This is a genomic window from Mucilaginibacter segetis (assembly GCF_016522075.1).
Taxonomy (GTDB): Bacteria; Bacteroidota; Bacteroidia; order Sphingobacteriales; family Sphingobacteriaceae; genus Mucilaginibacter; species Mucilaginibacter segetis.
On the sequence record NZ_JAEHFW010000002.1, the window covers coordinates 556,832 to 572,079 of the forward strand.

12 protein-coding genes are annotated in these 15,248 nt (G+C 36.4%); 8 read left to right on the plus strand and 4 right to left on the minus strand.

The window, feature by feature from the left end:
* Window position 1 precedes the first annotated feature (1 nt).
* Complete coding sequence (brxL, locus tag I5M19_RS12105; protein WP_200066588.1) at window positions 2–2,053, plus strand: protease Lon-related BREX system protein BrxL; 2,052 nt, start codon at window positions 2–4, stop codon at window positions 2,051–2,053.
* A 145-nt stretch (window positions 2,054–2,198) separates the two neighbouring features.
* A complete protein-coding gene (locus tag I5M19_RS12110; protein ID WP_214653058.1) occupies window positions 2,199–2,534 on the plus strand; it encodes a hypothetical protein in 336 nt (111 codons plus the stop codon).
* 73 nt (window positions 2,535–2,607) lie between these two features.
* On the opposite strand, the gene I5M19_RS12115 is transcribed toward I5M19_RS12110, so the two are convergent.
* Window positions 2,608–3,777, minus strand: coding sequence for a hypothetical protein (locus tag I5M19_RS12115; RefSeq protein ID WP_200066590.1), 1,170 nt, complete (start codon window positions 3,775–3,777; stop codon window positions 2,608–2,610).
* Between the two features lie 415 nt (window positions 3,778–4,192).
* Between I5M19_RS12115 and I5M19_RS12120 the strand changes: the two genes are divergently transcribed.
* On the plus strand, window positions 4,193–4,762 hold the full coding sequence (locus I5M19_RS12120) for a hypothetical protein (protein WP_200066591.1): 570 nt from the start codon (window positions 4,193–4,195) through the stop codon (window positions 4,760–4,762).
* A gap of 9 nt (window positions 4,763–4,771) precedes the next feature.
* Here the strand turns inward: I5M19_RS12120 and I5M19_RS12125 are convergent, their stop codons facing one another.
* A complete protein-coding gene (locus I5M19_RS12125; RefSeq protein ID WP_200066592.1) occupies window positions 4,772–5,146 on the minus strand; it encodes a hypothetical protein in 375 nt (124 codons plus the stop codon).
* Window positions 5,147–5,635: 489 nt separating this feature from the next.
* On the opposite strand from I5M19_RS12125, the gene I5M19_RS12130 reads away from it, so the two are divergent.
* The 5 genes from I5M19_RS12130 (at window position 5,636) to I5M19_RS12150 (ending at window position 13,968) form a co-directional block, all read left to right on the plus strand.
* The gene (locus I5M19_RS12130) at window positions 5,636–6,232 is read left to right on the plus strand and encodes an RNA polymerase sigma factor (protein WP_200066593.1); all 597 of its coding nucleotides are present in this window, start codon (window positions 5,636–5,638) and stop codon (window positions 6,230–6,232) included.
* A gap of 95 nt (window positions 6,233–6,327) precedes the next feature.
* A complete protein-coding gene (locus I5M19_RS12135) occupies window positions 6,328–7,371 on the plus strand; it encodes a FecR family protein (protein WP_200066594.1) in 1,044 nt (347 codons plus the stop codon).
* Window positions 7,372–7,559: 188 nt separating this feature from the next.
* A complete protein-coding gene (locus tag I5M19_RS12140; protein ID WP_200066595.1) occupies window positions 7,560–10,901 on the plus strand; it encodes a SusC/RagA family TonB-linked outer membrane protein in 3,342 nt (1,113 codons plus the stop codon).
* On the plus strand, window positions 10,901–12,421 hold the full coding sequence (locus I5M19_RS12145) for a RagB/SusD family nutrient uptake outer membrane protein (RefSeq protein WP_200066596.1): 1,521 nt from the start codon (window positions 10,901–10,903) through the stop codon (window positions 12,419–12,421). The genes I5M19_RS12140 and I5M19_RS12145 overlap by 1 nt, the downstream gene beginning before the upstream one ends.
* A gap of 26 nt (window positions 12,422–12,447) precedes the next feature.
* Window positions 12,448–13,968: a TlpA family protein disulfide reductase gene (locus tag I5M19_RS12150; RefSeq protein WP_200066597.1), complete on the plus strand. Its 1,521-nt coding sequence runs from the start codon at window positions 12,448–12,450 to the stop codon at window positions 13,966–13,968.
* Window positions 13,969–14,038: 70 nt separating this feature from the next.
* On the opposite strand, the gene I5M19_RS12155 is transcribed toward I5M19_RS12150, so the two are convergent.
* Window positions 14,039–14,395, minus strand: a complete 357-nt coding sequence (locus I5M19_RS12155) for a hypothetical protein (RefSeq protein ID WP_200066598.1) — start codon at window positions 14,393–14,395, stop codon at window positions 14,039–14,041.
* Window positions 14,392–14,868, minus strand: coding sequence for a MauE/DoxX family redox-associated membrane protein (locus I5M19_RS12160; protein ID WP_200066599.1), 477 nt, complete (start codon window positions 14,866–14,868; stop codon window positions 14,392–14,394). The genes I5M19_RS12155 and I5M19_RS12160 overlap by 4 nt, the downstream gene beginning before the upstream one ends.
* Between the last annotated feature and the right edge of the window lie 380 nt (window positions 14,869–15,248).

Below are 15,248 nucleotides of genomic sequence, written 5' to 3' on the forward strand. Positions count from 1 at the left end.
TATGATAGTATTAGACGATTTAGATAAAAAAGCCTTAGATCACTTCAGGGGTTTTGTAGTTAAAAAAGACCTGGTTGGTATAATTAAAGGTGGGGCAAATGTTCCAGCTTTTGTGTTGGAATATTTATTGGCCAATACCTGCAGCACAGAAGATGAAGAAAAGCTGAAAGAAGGAATGGAGAATGTGAAAAAGATTCTCCGTGACCATTATATCAATCCGGAAGAAAGCACTTTGATACAATCTAAGTTGCGTGAAAAAGGCAGGTACAAAATCATTGATAAAATTTCTGTCGACCTTGATCCCCAGCGCGACCGGTATTGGGCAAATATTAGCAATAGCAACATTAAAAAAGCGAACATCAGCGATGAATTAGTGCGAACCCATGAAAAACTGATGCTTGGGGGTATTTGGGCAATAATTGAAATGGAATATGATCCAATGATAATGATTGGCCCTACGGTTTACCCTTTTGTTGTTCGGGATATTAAACCCATACAATTATCCAGCTTCGACAATTCAAAAATTTCGGATAAAAGAAAAGAGTTTACAAAAGACGAATGGAAAACCTTATTGCTTCGTAGCGCCGGCTATGAGCCTTTAAGTGAAGGTTTGGATGAACGCAAATTAAACCTGCTATTGTGCCGCTTAATCCCTTTGGTTGAGGCAAATTTCAATATGGTTGAACTTGGACCGAGATCTTCAGGGAAATCTTATATCTATAAAGAAATAACCCCATATGCGATTTTAATTTCAGGTGGGCAAGGTTCTGTTGCGCAGCTTTTTGTTAATAATACAAGTGGCAGAGTTGGTGCTGTAGGCTTGTGGGATGCAATTTGTTTTGATGAAAGTACTGATAAGCTATTCAAAGACAGAGACGCCATCCCCTTGATGAAAGATTATATGGAATCAGGTTCTTTTTCGAGGGCCAAAGGCGGGGAGATTTCAGGGTCAGCATCCATTATTCTAAACGGGAATATCAACCAACCTGTGGAAACTGTTTTACAAACGTCTCATCTTTTTAGTCCCCTATCCGATGAAGTTAATTATGATACAGCATTCCTTGATCGAATCAACCTATTCTTGCCTGGTTGGGAGATAACCAAATTTAGTCCCAAGAATTTCACCAACCACTTTGGATTTAGCACAGACTTCTTTTCTGAAATTCTTAAATCTCAACGTAAGACAACTTATTATGATGTGATTGATAAGTACTTTACGTTGGGTGCTCACTTAAAACAAAGAGATTCAAAATCTGTCCGCAGAATAGTTTCAGGTTTTATAAAATTACTTCACCCCGATGCCAACTATACCAAAGAAGATATAAGAGAATACCTGATCATCGCCATGGAAATGAGACGAAGGGTTAAGGAACAATTGAAGAGGATTGGTGGGATGGAATTTTGGGATACAAACTTTTCTTACATAGACAAAGAAAGACAGGAAGAAATATTTGTCGGGTTACCGGAGGACAGAGGCTCACATTTGATTGATAGTAATCCACTTGCGCCTGGTGTTTGTTACACAGCTACGAGTGATGGCGATAACAATTCATTAGTAAAAATTGAGGTAGTTGCGCTGCGCGGCACAGGAAAAGTAAATATTACTGGCACCAACAACCAGGAAGTTAAGGAAAACATTAAAAACACTTTCAATTACATTAGGGCAAATGAAAAAAGCATTCTAAATGAGCAACATTCTCTTGCTGGGTATGATTTGAATATTCAAGTCAGTAATTTAATGGGCGCTTATATAAACGGTGGAATAGGTAGTGCTGTTTACGTTGCAATTATTTCAGCTATTTATAAAAAGAATCTCAAATCTGCACTAGCAGTATTAGGCAATATTTCGATTGGAGGCGCGGTTGAAAGATCGCTACATTTTGCAGAAAAAGTATCATTGCTTTCTGAAAACGGTGCAAAAACAGTATTAGTCCCATTTGACAATCTACAGGAAATGACAACACTTCCTTCAAGCATACTGGGAAAAACGGATACGCCGTTTTATGGTAATAGTCAAATGCTATTACAAAAATCAGTTTCAGGTGATTCTTAATTAATGATTATGTGTTTTTTATTGAGTATTATACAAACTAGGCCTTATAGCTTCATTTTTTTCGAAAGCGAGTTTTAAAAACTTGAAAACATTCCCGGCCTCAATGTTTTTGAACGCGCAGGAATCTTCCAGCAGTTTACAGATTATGGAAAACGGACAAATGAACTTCCGTTTTATGACCAGCAAGAAAGGCTGTGGCCCTGAGATGTGGGTGACTTCACCTTTTAATAAGACACCAAAAAAATGTATCAGCCTTGTATCTAATGATTACCTAAATTTCACGCGACACCCAGCAGTAAAACTCGCTGCCATCTATGGCATCGAACAGTATGGGACTGGTGCAAGCGCAATCCCCTTGATCGGAGGCCATCATGACATCATGAGATGCTGCAAACTAAAATTGTCGATTTTTTTGGTCGCAGCCCTGAATCTGCTTTGGTTTTTACTACCGGTTCCACAGCTAACAGCGCGACATTATTAGCAAGTAGATGGCTATCCATATATAATTGTGTTTGTACTTTCTTATATAATTGCAATCGAACACTACATATTGATTAATTATAATTTGACAGATTATAATTCGTGTTTAACCAATTCAACATCCCGATTAAATGCCCCTTAAGCTTTTGAGCGGTCGCAAATTCAACATCAGTTGATTTTTTCTGTAAGCTTTCTGCCGAAATATATAAGGTATTTGGTGTATAAAAATGAGTTGCAAAAAATGTAAATAGCTCACCAAGATTTTCTTTTATCAATATGCCTTTTTCTATCTGAATCCTGATAAAAAGGCCAAACTGGGATACTGGTAAATTAACCAAAAAACGAATTCCGGCTTTTGTTCGTTCTTGATCCTGACTCAACTTCCTTCTTAATTTTATCAACTGGTTGGTTAAGGTGTATTTTTCTTTTAAAAACTCATCCAATTCCATAAACAAGCTTTTCATATTATATGGCATAATTAAACCTTTTGCAGTAAAGAGGTTAAAAAGTCGGTCTTTTTCCACCAACAACATTTCCTTTTGTTCGTGCAGGCCAGGCAGATCAATTAAATAAACCTTCCAATTGTCGACGCAATAACGGTAAAAATCAGGGATGTTAAAATCATGGATGATCAATAAATCCGAAAGGCGGCGATTATCCAATGACACTTCATTTTTTAATAAAAAGAAGATTAGCGATTCAATATAATGCACCTCATTTCGCGTAATATTCTTTTTATGGATCATTTTACAAATTCCCAGTAATACAATTTCAACTAAGTCCTTCCCAGCATCAGAATTACGGAGATGATTAATCAATTCTCGGTAATGCCCTTTTAAATCGGAAATTGTATTGAATAACTTTGAATCGGCGATTTTTATTTTACCAGCCTCATTCGGGAATAAATTACCTAAAATTGATATTAGCTCGTCAAAGCGTTCTATTGTATAAATGTAATGTTCTCTTATTAACCGGGCCTGCGAGTGATTTCGTAAAATTAGGGATTTCTTAAATATGTAAGAATTAACGATATCACTCAAATTCACCAGCTGTAACATTACTTTTTCAACGCCGTTGTTATGAAATGATAAATTTAGAACCGCGAGATTTAAAGAATTTATTTCTTTTGCCAGGAAATCTTTCCATTTGCCAAAATCCTTCGAGGAGACTGTTTTACCAATAAACTTTTGCGGGTTTATTGACTCTCGTACAAATTGCTGAAGCTGAATAGTTATTAAATCCATTGATAACTCCCAATAATTTTATAGATAGATTAAATGCGGAACAAAATTAGATTGGTGAGAAATGGGTTAAAATACTTATATCAGGGATTTAGAATAACTAAATAGTAGTATGTTTAATGACAGGAGAAGCCAGAATATCTATTTTGGATTTAATGATTTATTTTAATACGATTTACGTTTGGCTCATTCAATCTGCCCTTCTTTTAATTCTTCAGTTCGCCATCGATAGTTTTTCGGGATAGAAAGGTTTGTTTTCTTGACATACAGGTACCCCGTTCTAATGCTTTCATATTGGCAACAGTTTATTTTTGTTCCTGTCGGTTTGTAATCTGCCATTGTTTTGATTTGTAGACAGTCGTTTTAAAATGCCCGGTCATCAAAACTGCATCGGATCCAACATTAAGTCTTTTATCTTATGAAAAAAACAGCAGCATTATTAGTATTCATCATAATTTCAATATTTAGAGGAACTTACAGCTTTGCGCAATTACCGCTTGAGATAAGATCTGGATTAATTTATGTAAATGATGGTACGATTGGAAAACCCAATGCCAATAAATATTCAGCATTATCTGACAGCCTGGACAAGGTTTTGAAACTTCATCCGAACGATACGACGTGTTTGTATTTAAGAGCTGTACTTTATCTGCAATTAAATAAGATCATTTCAAATCCTGACGTAGGTAATAAGATGGCATTTGGCAATCTGGTTATAGCTAAAGACATGGCTGAAAAGGCGGTCAATTTGAAGATGGAGAATCTCTATTTAAAAGTTTTGCGTGCAGAGCTTTATAAAGAATTAACAAATAGATTTATGGCAGATCAAGCATGGAAGTTTACCGAGCATCAAATTGCTGAGAGGAAAAGTCAGTTCGATAATTATAAAGCGATAACTAATAAATATTATGATGAATTAGCAGTGCTTGATAAACAAAATGCCTACGACTATCAGAAGCTAAGAGTAAATGGCAAATACCCATTGTGACGATTGGAATTATCTTTTCTTTTTTGTTGTTTTTTCTTCATGTAATGAAATTACTTTTTTTTGAGTTTCTATAATATCAGATAGGTATTTCACCTTTTCCTCATTAACACTCAATTCTGACTCCAATTCGAGGATTCGGTTTTGAAGGGCGATGATGTCCTTACTAAACATACTTTTTAACGGCTCTTCATTTAAATAATAGACAAATAAATTCTTACCAAGAAGTTTTGAAAAAAGTATGAGTTTGTCAATATCGACTGATTCTCTTTTATAGATACCATATAGAGTTGACTCACTAACATTAACATACCCAGCAACAAACTTTGCTTTTAAACCCTTCTCATGCACAAATCCATGAATGATTTTACCTATTTCTACACCCATGAACAAATCTGATAAAAGAGAGACGGAGAAGTAAGATATTTAACTATGATAAAACAGTAGTTAATGCTATTGAAATTTGATAGTTTTAATGAAATCATTATCTTTGTGTTAAGATAATGAAAGAACACTGTGGATTACCACAGCATTTTCTTTTCAAATTAATAGTAAGCTAATAATCGAAATATAAAATTTATAATTTTGCAGTGCTTACCTTTTGCTTATAAGTAGGACTGCTTACGAGCCTCGCAGCTAAATCTGACAATTTAATCCAGCGAGTGTAAGTGCAGCACCTCAACCCTATACATATAATTATGATAGGGCTGGTGCTCGCTTATGTCTTTTGTTGGAGGCCATTCCGAAAGGAATGGTTGGCTTTGTCAGAGCCATGCTACATTAGACTTTGCGGGTTGCCGGCCCTATTGTAATATACAATAATCCGCCCTTCAATTCTTCTGGCTTGATATTAATTTCAAAACAGGAGATAAAGCAATGGATTCGGACAATGAAAACTTAAAGTTTCTAATTCAACAACTCCAGGAAGGAAGTGAGCGGGCCTTTACCATTTTATATGATAAATTCAGCAAGCAGCTTTATCGTAATATCCTGCGGTTAGTTAAAGACGAATTTATAGCTCAGGAATTATTACAAGACCTTTTCCTAAAGGTTTGGGAAAATAGGCAAAGCATAAAAATTGAAGGATCATTTAAGTCATTTTTATTCAAAGTGGCTGAAAATTTGGTTTTTATGTATTTCCGGAAGGTCGCTAAGGATAATCGTTTGATCGAAAATCTAATCAGAGCAAATATTGAATTTGACATTAATGCAGAGGAAATAGTAATTTCCAGGCAAGATCAGGAACTTTTATATGCGGCGATAGCAAAACTTCCGCCACAAAGAAAACAAGTTTACACACTTTGTAAACTGGAAGGTAAAAGTTACGAAGAAGTGAGCAAGGAACTGGGCATTTCGACTTCTACAATTAGCGATCATATCGTAAAAGCCAATAAAACAGTAAAACAGTTCCTTCAATTAAACAACGGAATTGCCTTACTCTTTATAGTAGACCAGGTAATATTTCATAAATAGTCTTACCCAACCTTTTTATTTACGAATTAGTCAAAATATTTTTCATTGTAGCAGAGTAAATTCTTTTTTACTGCATGATGGTGTAAAAAGCGACATTGGAAAATCAATTAGATATTGCGAGCCTTTTTGTAAAATACCTCGAAAGCAGGTGTACACCCGAGGAGATCAAACGGCTTTTGAGGTATTTCGAAAATGCTGAAAACGAGCAGGCATTGCGTGCCCTAATTCTAACTGAATTAGAATTCACCGAAATAGATAAGAAAAATCATGCAAACATCGATGCTGCCGTTTCAAAAGTAAGAACTATCTTAATTAAAGATCTACAACAAAATAGAATTGAGACTCCTGTTAAAAAGTTTAGGTTATATAAATGGGCTAAAATTTGTGCGGTTTGGTTTTTATTAATTGGAGCTGCTGGGTTATTAATAAATCATTTCCAGGAAGGAATTAGAAATTTTATTCATCCTGTTAAATTATATACGATTAATACAAAACAGGGCGAACGGAAAACCTTGATTTTGGCCGATGGGACGAAAATATGGCTTAGCCCTTCCAGCTCTCTTGAATATCCGGATCAGTTAATAGGTAATTTACGCGAGGTTAAACTGGAAGGCGAAGCTTTTTTTGAAGTTGCAAAAGACAAAAAACACCCTTTCATTATTCATAGTGGTCGAATGGATACCCGTGTTGTGGGAACCTCTTTTAATATCCAATCATATAAGGGCCAACCAAGTTCATCTGTAACGGTAGTAACAGGGATTGTAAAAGTTACTTTGCTCGGAGTCACCACAGGGAATACCAATTCAGTCTTGCTTAAACCTAATCAACAAAGCCAATTTAGCAGGGAAAATGGGAAGTTAATCAGCATAAATTATCCTAATGCGGTTAAAATGCTCAAAAGAAAAGATGGCATTTTAAACTATGATGGTGCACATATTCAAGAGGTGGTAGCCGACCTTTCCCGGTATTATAAATTACCGATTGAATTAGAAAGTAAATCAAAAAATTGTTTGTGTTATGGTGAATTTAACACCAACAGGCCGATTGACATAGTATTAGATCAATTAGCAGCCGCAATTAATGCTACCGTAATTAATAAAAAGTATAAATACATTTTGAAAGGAGGATGCGAAGAATGAAATTCAGATGCTGTTTACCTCAATCGTAGTTTAAATATGTCCAACTCAACTACGGGCAAATAACACTTTAGAGATTTAATAACAATACTGCAAAAAGCCGAATTATTGCTTTATGGCCATTCTATTGCCCTATCGAAATGCTTTTTGAAATAACGATTAACTCAGTAAATTTTTTAATCAAATTTTATATGCTAAAAACATTACCACATAAAAAAAACCGCAGACTGCTGCGATTGGCATTTTTTCTTAGCTTTTTTGTAATCCTAAGTGTCAACACAAAGGCATTCAGTACCTCACAGGGTATTGAGAAAAAAATTACAATAAGCTTTGATAAAATAAGCCTGAAAGAGGCTTTTGATAGAATCGCAACAAAAGCTTCAGTTACGATTATATATAGCAACTCAAAAGAGCTGACTGACCCGGTCAGTATCCATGTTGTCAATAAACCATTAACTGATGTGTTGAATCAACTGTTGTCACCATTCCCATTATCATTTCGATTTATAGATGACAAAGTTGTTATTAGTCATAATGAAAAAAAAACAACCCCGGTATTGCCAGTGAAAAGAGCTGTACCTGTTAAGGGAAAGGTAACCGACAATAAGGGCAACCCACTGCCGGGTGCAACTATCAGGGTTATGAACAACAAAAGAATCTTAATAACTGATGCAAATGGTGAGTTTTTTATCGAAGATGTTCAGAAGAACAGCAACTTGCAGATTTCATTTACTGGTTATCAAACCAAGGAAATAACTATTACCGATGATAACGGTTATGTGCTAATTGTATTAAATGAAAGTTCGTCTAAACTTGACGAAGTACAAGTAATCGCATATGGCGAAACTTCTCAGCGTTTAAATACAGGCAACGTTACCACAATTAAAGCCAAAGACATCAGCCAACAACCTGTGGACAACCCATTGCTAACTCTTTCAGGAAGAGTGCCTGGGCTTTTCATAACCCAGGATAACGGTATACCTGGAGGTGGCATTTCATTAGCGATCAGGGGTCAGAATAGTATAACTGGCGGGAATGACCCGCTGTATGTAATAGATGGAGTACCTTATACTTCCCAGCTACTACCGGGCGATGGCTATATCTTAGGGGTTTCGAGTAATAACAATACTGGTTTTGGCGCGCAAAATGGTAATCCTTTTAGTTATATAAATCCGGCAGATATTGAAAGCATATCAGTCTTAAAAGATGCAGGCGCAACAGCCATCTATGGTTCGAGAGGTGCCAATGGTGTAATTTTGATCACAACAAAAAAAGGAAAAGCCGGGCAGACAAAAGTTGATGTATATATACAAAACGGTTATGGTGAGGTAGCGAGAAAAGCACATTTGCTAAATACCTCCCAATACCTGCAAATGCGGAACGAAGCTCTTAAAAACGACGGAATAACTCCAAGCCTGGCTAATGGAGACTATGATTTGTTACAATGGGATACGACCCATTATACAAATTGGCAAAAAGAACTAATTGGTAATGCGGCACACTATACCGATGCGCAAGGTAGTATATCCGGCGGAAATGAATCTACACAATTCTTAATTGGTGCCGGCTATAAAAGGCAAACAACCGTTTTTCCAGGTGATTTTAACGATCAGAAGGCTTCCATGCATTTTAACATTAATAATACTTCTTCAAATAAAAAGTTTACCATTTCATTAACCGGAAGTTATACTATTGATAACAACCAGCTACCCGCATCAGACCTTACGGCGTATGCTTACAATTTAGCCCCTGATGCTCCTCCTTTGTATAATCCTGATGGGACACTCAACTGGGCGCCAACTGGGTCTGGTACCTCCACCTTTCAAAATCCTCTTGCTGGAAACTTAAATACATATCAGGAGAAAACTAACAATTTGATGGTCAATTCAATTTTGTCCTATCAAATATTGCCCGGCTTAACAGCCCGAAGCAGCTTTGGTTATACAAATCTGCAACAAAATCAACAAACGTTATACCCTCTTAACGCAAACGCTCCTGAATATAGGTCCACAAGCGAAAGTACCGCTCTGAATTTAAGTAACAATATAAATTCATGGATCATTGAGCCACAAATAGACTATAAAAAGACAATTGGAAAAGGAAAGTTGGACGTTCTCTTAGGTTCTACATTTGAACAAAATAACAGTAAAGGCCAGGATATTGGCAGCGCAGGTTATAGCAGCGACAGTCAGCTTGGCAATTTGTCTGCGGCTTCAAGTATCTATGTCAACAATTTCATTGAAGCTGTTTATAAGTACAATGCACTGTTTGGACGAATTAACTATAATTTGAATGATAAATACTTAATCGACCTGACAGCCCGACGAGACGGCAGCAGCCGCTTTGGCGTAAACAATGAGTTTCATGATTTTGGTGCTTTAGGTATTGGCTGGGTTTTCACTAATGAGCCGATTTTTCAGAAGGAGTTGTCTTTTTTAAGTTTTGGCAAGTTTAGGGCCAGCTATGGTAGTACCGGAAACGACCAGATTGGTGATTATAAATATTTAAGCTTATACAATCCTACCCGTGCAGGGGTGCCTTACCAGGGGATTACAGGTTTAGCACCCAGTAGTTTGTCCAACCCGAATTTGCAATGGGAACTAACGCGCAAGTTAGAACTTGCTTTGGAAGCAGGATTCTTTAAAGACAGGATTTTGCTAACTGCCAGTTACAGCGTAAATAAATCCTCAAATGAACTATTAGGATATAACTTGCCGCTTATAACTGGTTTTGGCTCACTAACCTCAAATTTCCCTGCAACTGTTCAAAATACAAGTTGGGAATTCAACTTAAACTCAACTATTATAAAGACAGGTTTATTTAGCTGGACAGGCAATTTTAATCTGACCTTACCTAAAAATACACTATTAGCCTTCCCCAATTTGGGTACATCAAGCTATGCCAATCAACTGATCATTGGGCAACCGATAACCGTGCAAAAAGTATTTCAATTTGCAGGCGTTGACCCATCTACCGGTCAGTATATGTTTTCTTCTTCAACGGATAAGTTCAACCCTAACTACGCAACAGACCGGACCGCTCTGATTAATGTATTACCTAAGTTTTATGGGGGTTTCCAAAACAGTTTTAATTATAAAAACTTCAGATTGGATTTTCTTTTTCAATTTGTTAAGCAGACAGGACTAAACGCCTTATTTGTTCAAGGCATACCGGGAACATTCAATACCAATCAATTTGTATATGTTCTAAACAGATGGCAAAAAAGCGGGGATATTAAATCCATACAACAATATAGTTCGGCCTATAGCAATGCAACCCAATATTACGATGCTGCGAGCAGTAGTGAAGCATATTCCGATGCCTCTTATATCCGGCTAAAAAACCTGTCCTTTTCGTGGCAAATTAAAGACTCATGGGCTAAATCTTTAAGGCTTGAAAATTTGCGATTATTTATCCAGGGGCAAAATTTGTTGACCATTACACACTATAAAGGAGTAGATCCTGAAACTCCGGGAAGTCTCTCGCTCCCACCGTTAAGGATTATAAGCTTGGGATTACAGATTGGCCTATAATGCAAATAATTTATTCAAATGAACATAACATTCAAATCAAAATGAAACAATCATATCGATCAGACCGAAAGACAGTAAAAAGGACCAAGATTTTTTGCTGGGCGATTTTCACCCTATCAACACTTTCTATATTAAATACATCTTGTAAAAAGTTCGTGCAGGTTCCAACACCGATAACCAGTCTTAATTCTGCAAACGTATATAAATCTGATGCCACTGCATCGGCAGTACTAACGGGTATATATACTAAAATAAGTTCTACAGGAGTTTCGTCAGGTTTAAGCTCTACATCGGTTTATTGTGGGCTATCCGCCGACGAATTTACGTTGTATAACCCGGCATCCGAACCCGGTTATGTCCCCTTCTATCAGAATTCGCTAACAAATGCAAATTTAGCAGGCGGGGACTTTTGGGTACTATATCAGACCTTGTATATAGCTAATTCAGCCGTAGAAGGACTGACCAATAATAATAGCCTAACCCCTGCAGTTGACCAACAACTTCTTGGAGAAGCAAAATTTATTCGGGCATTTTGCTATTTCTACCTTGTCAATTTATATGGGGATGTACCATTAATAACAGGAACAGATTACAAGTCCAACGAATTAATGTCACGTACTCCTAAAGCACTAGTGTATCAGCAAATAATAACAGACCTTAAAGAGGCACAATCACTGTTAAGCGATCAGTATCTTGATGGCACACTTTTGAATCCAACCTCCGAAAGGGTAAGACCCACCAAGTGGGCTGCAACAGCACTATTGGCAAGAACTTATTTATATACGGGAGATTGGGCTGACGCAGTAACCCAGGCTAATTTAGTTATAGGCAATTCAAATACTTATAGTTTGAGCGCCTTAAATAGTGTATATCTAAAGAATAGTTCTGAAGCAATCTGGGAGCTTCAGCCAGTAAATTCCAGACAGAATACACCAGACGGTTTATTTTTTATTTTGCCTATATCCGGGCCGAACCTTAACAAACCAATTTATCTCAATAGCGACCTGATAAACAGTTTTGAATCTGGTGATCAAAGGCTTACCAATTGGGTTGGCAAAGTTACGGCTACCAATGGAGGAGTTTCAACAAACTACTACTATCCATATAAATATAAAGTAAACGTTCCTGGCGCACCTGTGACCGAATATGAAATAGTACTTCGTTTAGCTGAGCAATTTTTGATAAGAGCAGAAGCAGAGGCCCAAGGGACCGGTACCGGCACAAGTGGAGCTGTAAATGATCTAAATGTAGTCCGTAATCGTGCGGGACTCCCAAACTATGCTGGCCCACTTGACAAGGCGTCATTACTTACAGCAATCCTTCATGAGCGCCAAATAGAGTTATTTAGCGAATGGGGACATCGTTGGCTGGATTTAAAAAGAACTGGAAATGTAGATGCTGTTATGAGTATTGCAACTCCTAAAAAAGGAGGTTCCTGGCAGACAAACAAGCAATTGTATCCATTGCCACAGGCGGATTTACAAAACGATCATAATCTCACGCAAAATATGGGGTATTAATAAAAACGCTTTTTAACAAAATAACAATGAACGCGATTTATAAGTTTATAAGCTTTTGCTTTGTTTTTTTTTACTGTTTTTTTAACTGCTCATCTATTGCCGTTGCCCAAAAGGCCGATAGAAAATTGTTTTCAGTTGTTGATGTGATTACAGACGATACGGCTATGGTTCATAGTGATTCGCTTGAGTTTCAAATGAGCAAAAACGGTATCAATTCAATTTCAACACACAATTTTGACTGGTATGATTTTAAAATAAATGCTGCAAAAATCAGGTTAGTTATTCCTTTAACTACTGCTACAAACTATGGGCATATTTATCTCTTCAGTCATAAACTGCAAATGTTCAGTGAGCTTAATCAAAATAACAATTTGTTTCTCTTTCAGGACGGTGACTCCGTAACGTTACATTTATCAAATCGTGAAAAGGGTGCATTTTTTACTGGGAAAGATGCGGATAAGTACAATTGCATGTATGCCATAGGTAATAACAACGAAATAAATAATGATAAATTCAATGCATTTACAAAAAAGAAAAATTATGAGGATGCCTATAAATCTCTAATTTCCTCCCGTGATTCATTGTATAATTTGCAGACAGGTATTTTAAACAAATACAAAAATAAATTGAACCCCAGGGTTTACAATTTGGTAAAAATAGATTGCTGGGCTAATTGCAATTACCAAATTGTTGGATTTTGTTATGCAGCTTTTACCGGCGATCCTAATGATCAATTTAACGCAGCAGCGAAGGCCTGCTTTTCAAACTACTACGCAAATTATAAAGAAACCCTTTTTAAGGATACGACTTTGATGGTAGAGTCATATAGCTATGCCGATTTCTTGAACACAAAGAACCATGTTTATCCTGAAATTATGAGTGAGATTAGGAATAAAGGGCATCGTAATGTGACGTTTGCAGAAATTGATAGTGTAATTAATAATCATTATCAGGGAGGAATATTGAAAGATAAATTGAGGCTACTTGCTTTCCTTGATTTGGATTGGGAAAAACAGGGTGACTTTGCCAATTATCTTAATATAGCCATCAATGAAGCAGGTAACAATATTTTCAAACAAGCCTTGGTGGAAATAAAAAGTAAATTGACCGTAGGGGTTAACGCGTTTCCATTCGAGATGCCGGATAAAACCGGCAAAATATATACCCTCAAAGATTTTAAAGGGAAACTATTGGTCATCGATTTTTGGTTTACAGGGTGCCACGGATGTTTAGAGATGGCGGAGACCTTAAAACCAATTGCGGCTTCTTATAAGTCTAATCCAAATATCGTATTTGCGTCTATAAGCATAGACCGCAATAAATCATTATGGTTAAAAAGCTTACAATCGGAAAGATATTGCAGTGAAGATGAAATTAATTTAATGGAAGGATTGTACGGAAACTCTGCATTTATTAGACACTATAATATCAATGAATACCCAACCCTCTTAATAATTTCCAAAAAAGGAAAAGTACTTTCAATTGCTCCTCCTGATCCAAGGTCAAAATCTTCATTGTTTGAGAAATTTATTAATCAGAATCTTTGATACTCACAAATATTGCCTTTTAAAACTAAAGCTGTGTTATATCCACAGCTTTAGTTCTGAAACTTGGTTTTTAATATAAAGATGCGTGGGAGTTAGGATCAGCAACCAAATAACCGGCAGCTACATAACTGTTGATGTTTGAAGCTGTATAGCTTGCCTGGTCAGGAATATTTGTTTGTCCTGACGAAGTAACATCATAAATGCATTGAAGGGTTGCAGTGCCGTGGCAATTTGAGGATGTTGGTGATGCATTCTCCTGGAAGTTATTCAATGTCGGCTGTACAATGTAGTCGTCGGTAATCATACCGGCTTTTACCGCGCGGTGATGTTTAACAAAAGTATTGTTGTTTGCATTTGTAAATGCACTGAAGCTGATTGCTAAAGCACCTACCATTAGGCCTAAAGCTAATTGTTTGAAGTTTTTCATTTTATTTGTTTTTTGATAATATATTTTGATCCAAGAAGCCGGATAGCAAATATGGCCAATAAAATAAAAGCGAGATTAAACCATATATGCTGTATCCAGGTTAGTTTTTCGATGGCTCCGCCACATAGACATGGAAGATCTTTTTCCCATATCAATGCGCTGATAATATAAATTGTAAATAAAATCATCAGCAAAACGAATAAATAAAGGCCCAATTTGGCGGATTGCGGAATAAGAAGTAGAATGAAAGTAAGAGTTTCAGTGATAGGAACCAGCCAGGCAATATAAAAGGCAAATCCACTAACCAAATGAACATTTGAAAGTCCTTTTAAAAAGCGATCATGATCGATAACCTTTGCATATGCCGTGTATAAAAATAAAAACATACAGGCCAGACGAATGCTTACGACTATTCTATCTTTTGTAAGCTCAGAAAAATAAAAGCTCTGCTTTTTAAAAATCATACTTTCCATACTAAATATTTGACAGTTCCATCGATTTTCCCGCTCGTAAACCTAACCCTGGTTTATGAGCCTGCAGTTAAGGGAAGCAACCCGAGAATAATTATTTGCTGCAAATAATTATTCTCATTTAAAACAATTCCTCGGTGCTACCCGGAAACAACGCAAATTTTCGTTGGTGAATAATTTGACTATTTAATTTTTGTATTGGTGTAGTAAGATAAAAGCGTAAAAACGGGGATTCAATAATTCTCAAATCGGAATCCAAATTCTCAAGAATCACTCCGGTAATAAAATTTACGATAGTAGCAGATATTGAAAATTGTAATATCTGCACCCAATTGTTGAATTTAAAGTCGCTCATCGGTAAATGATAAAGTTTGATAAAGGTA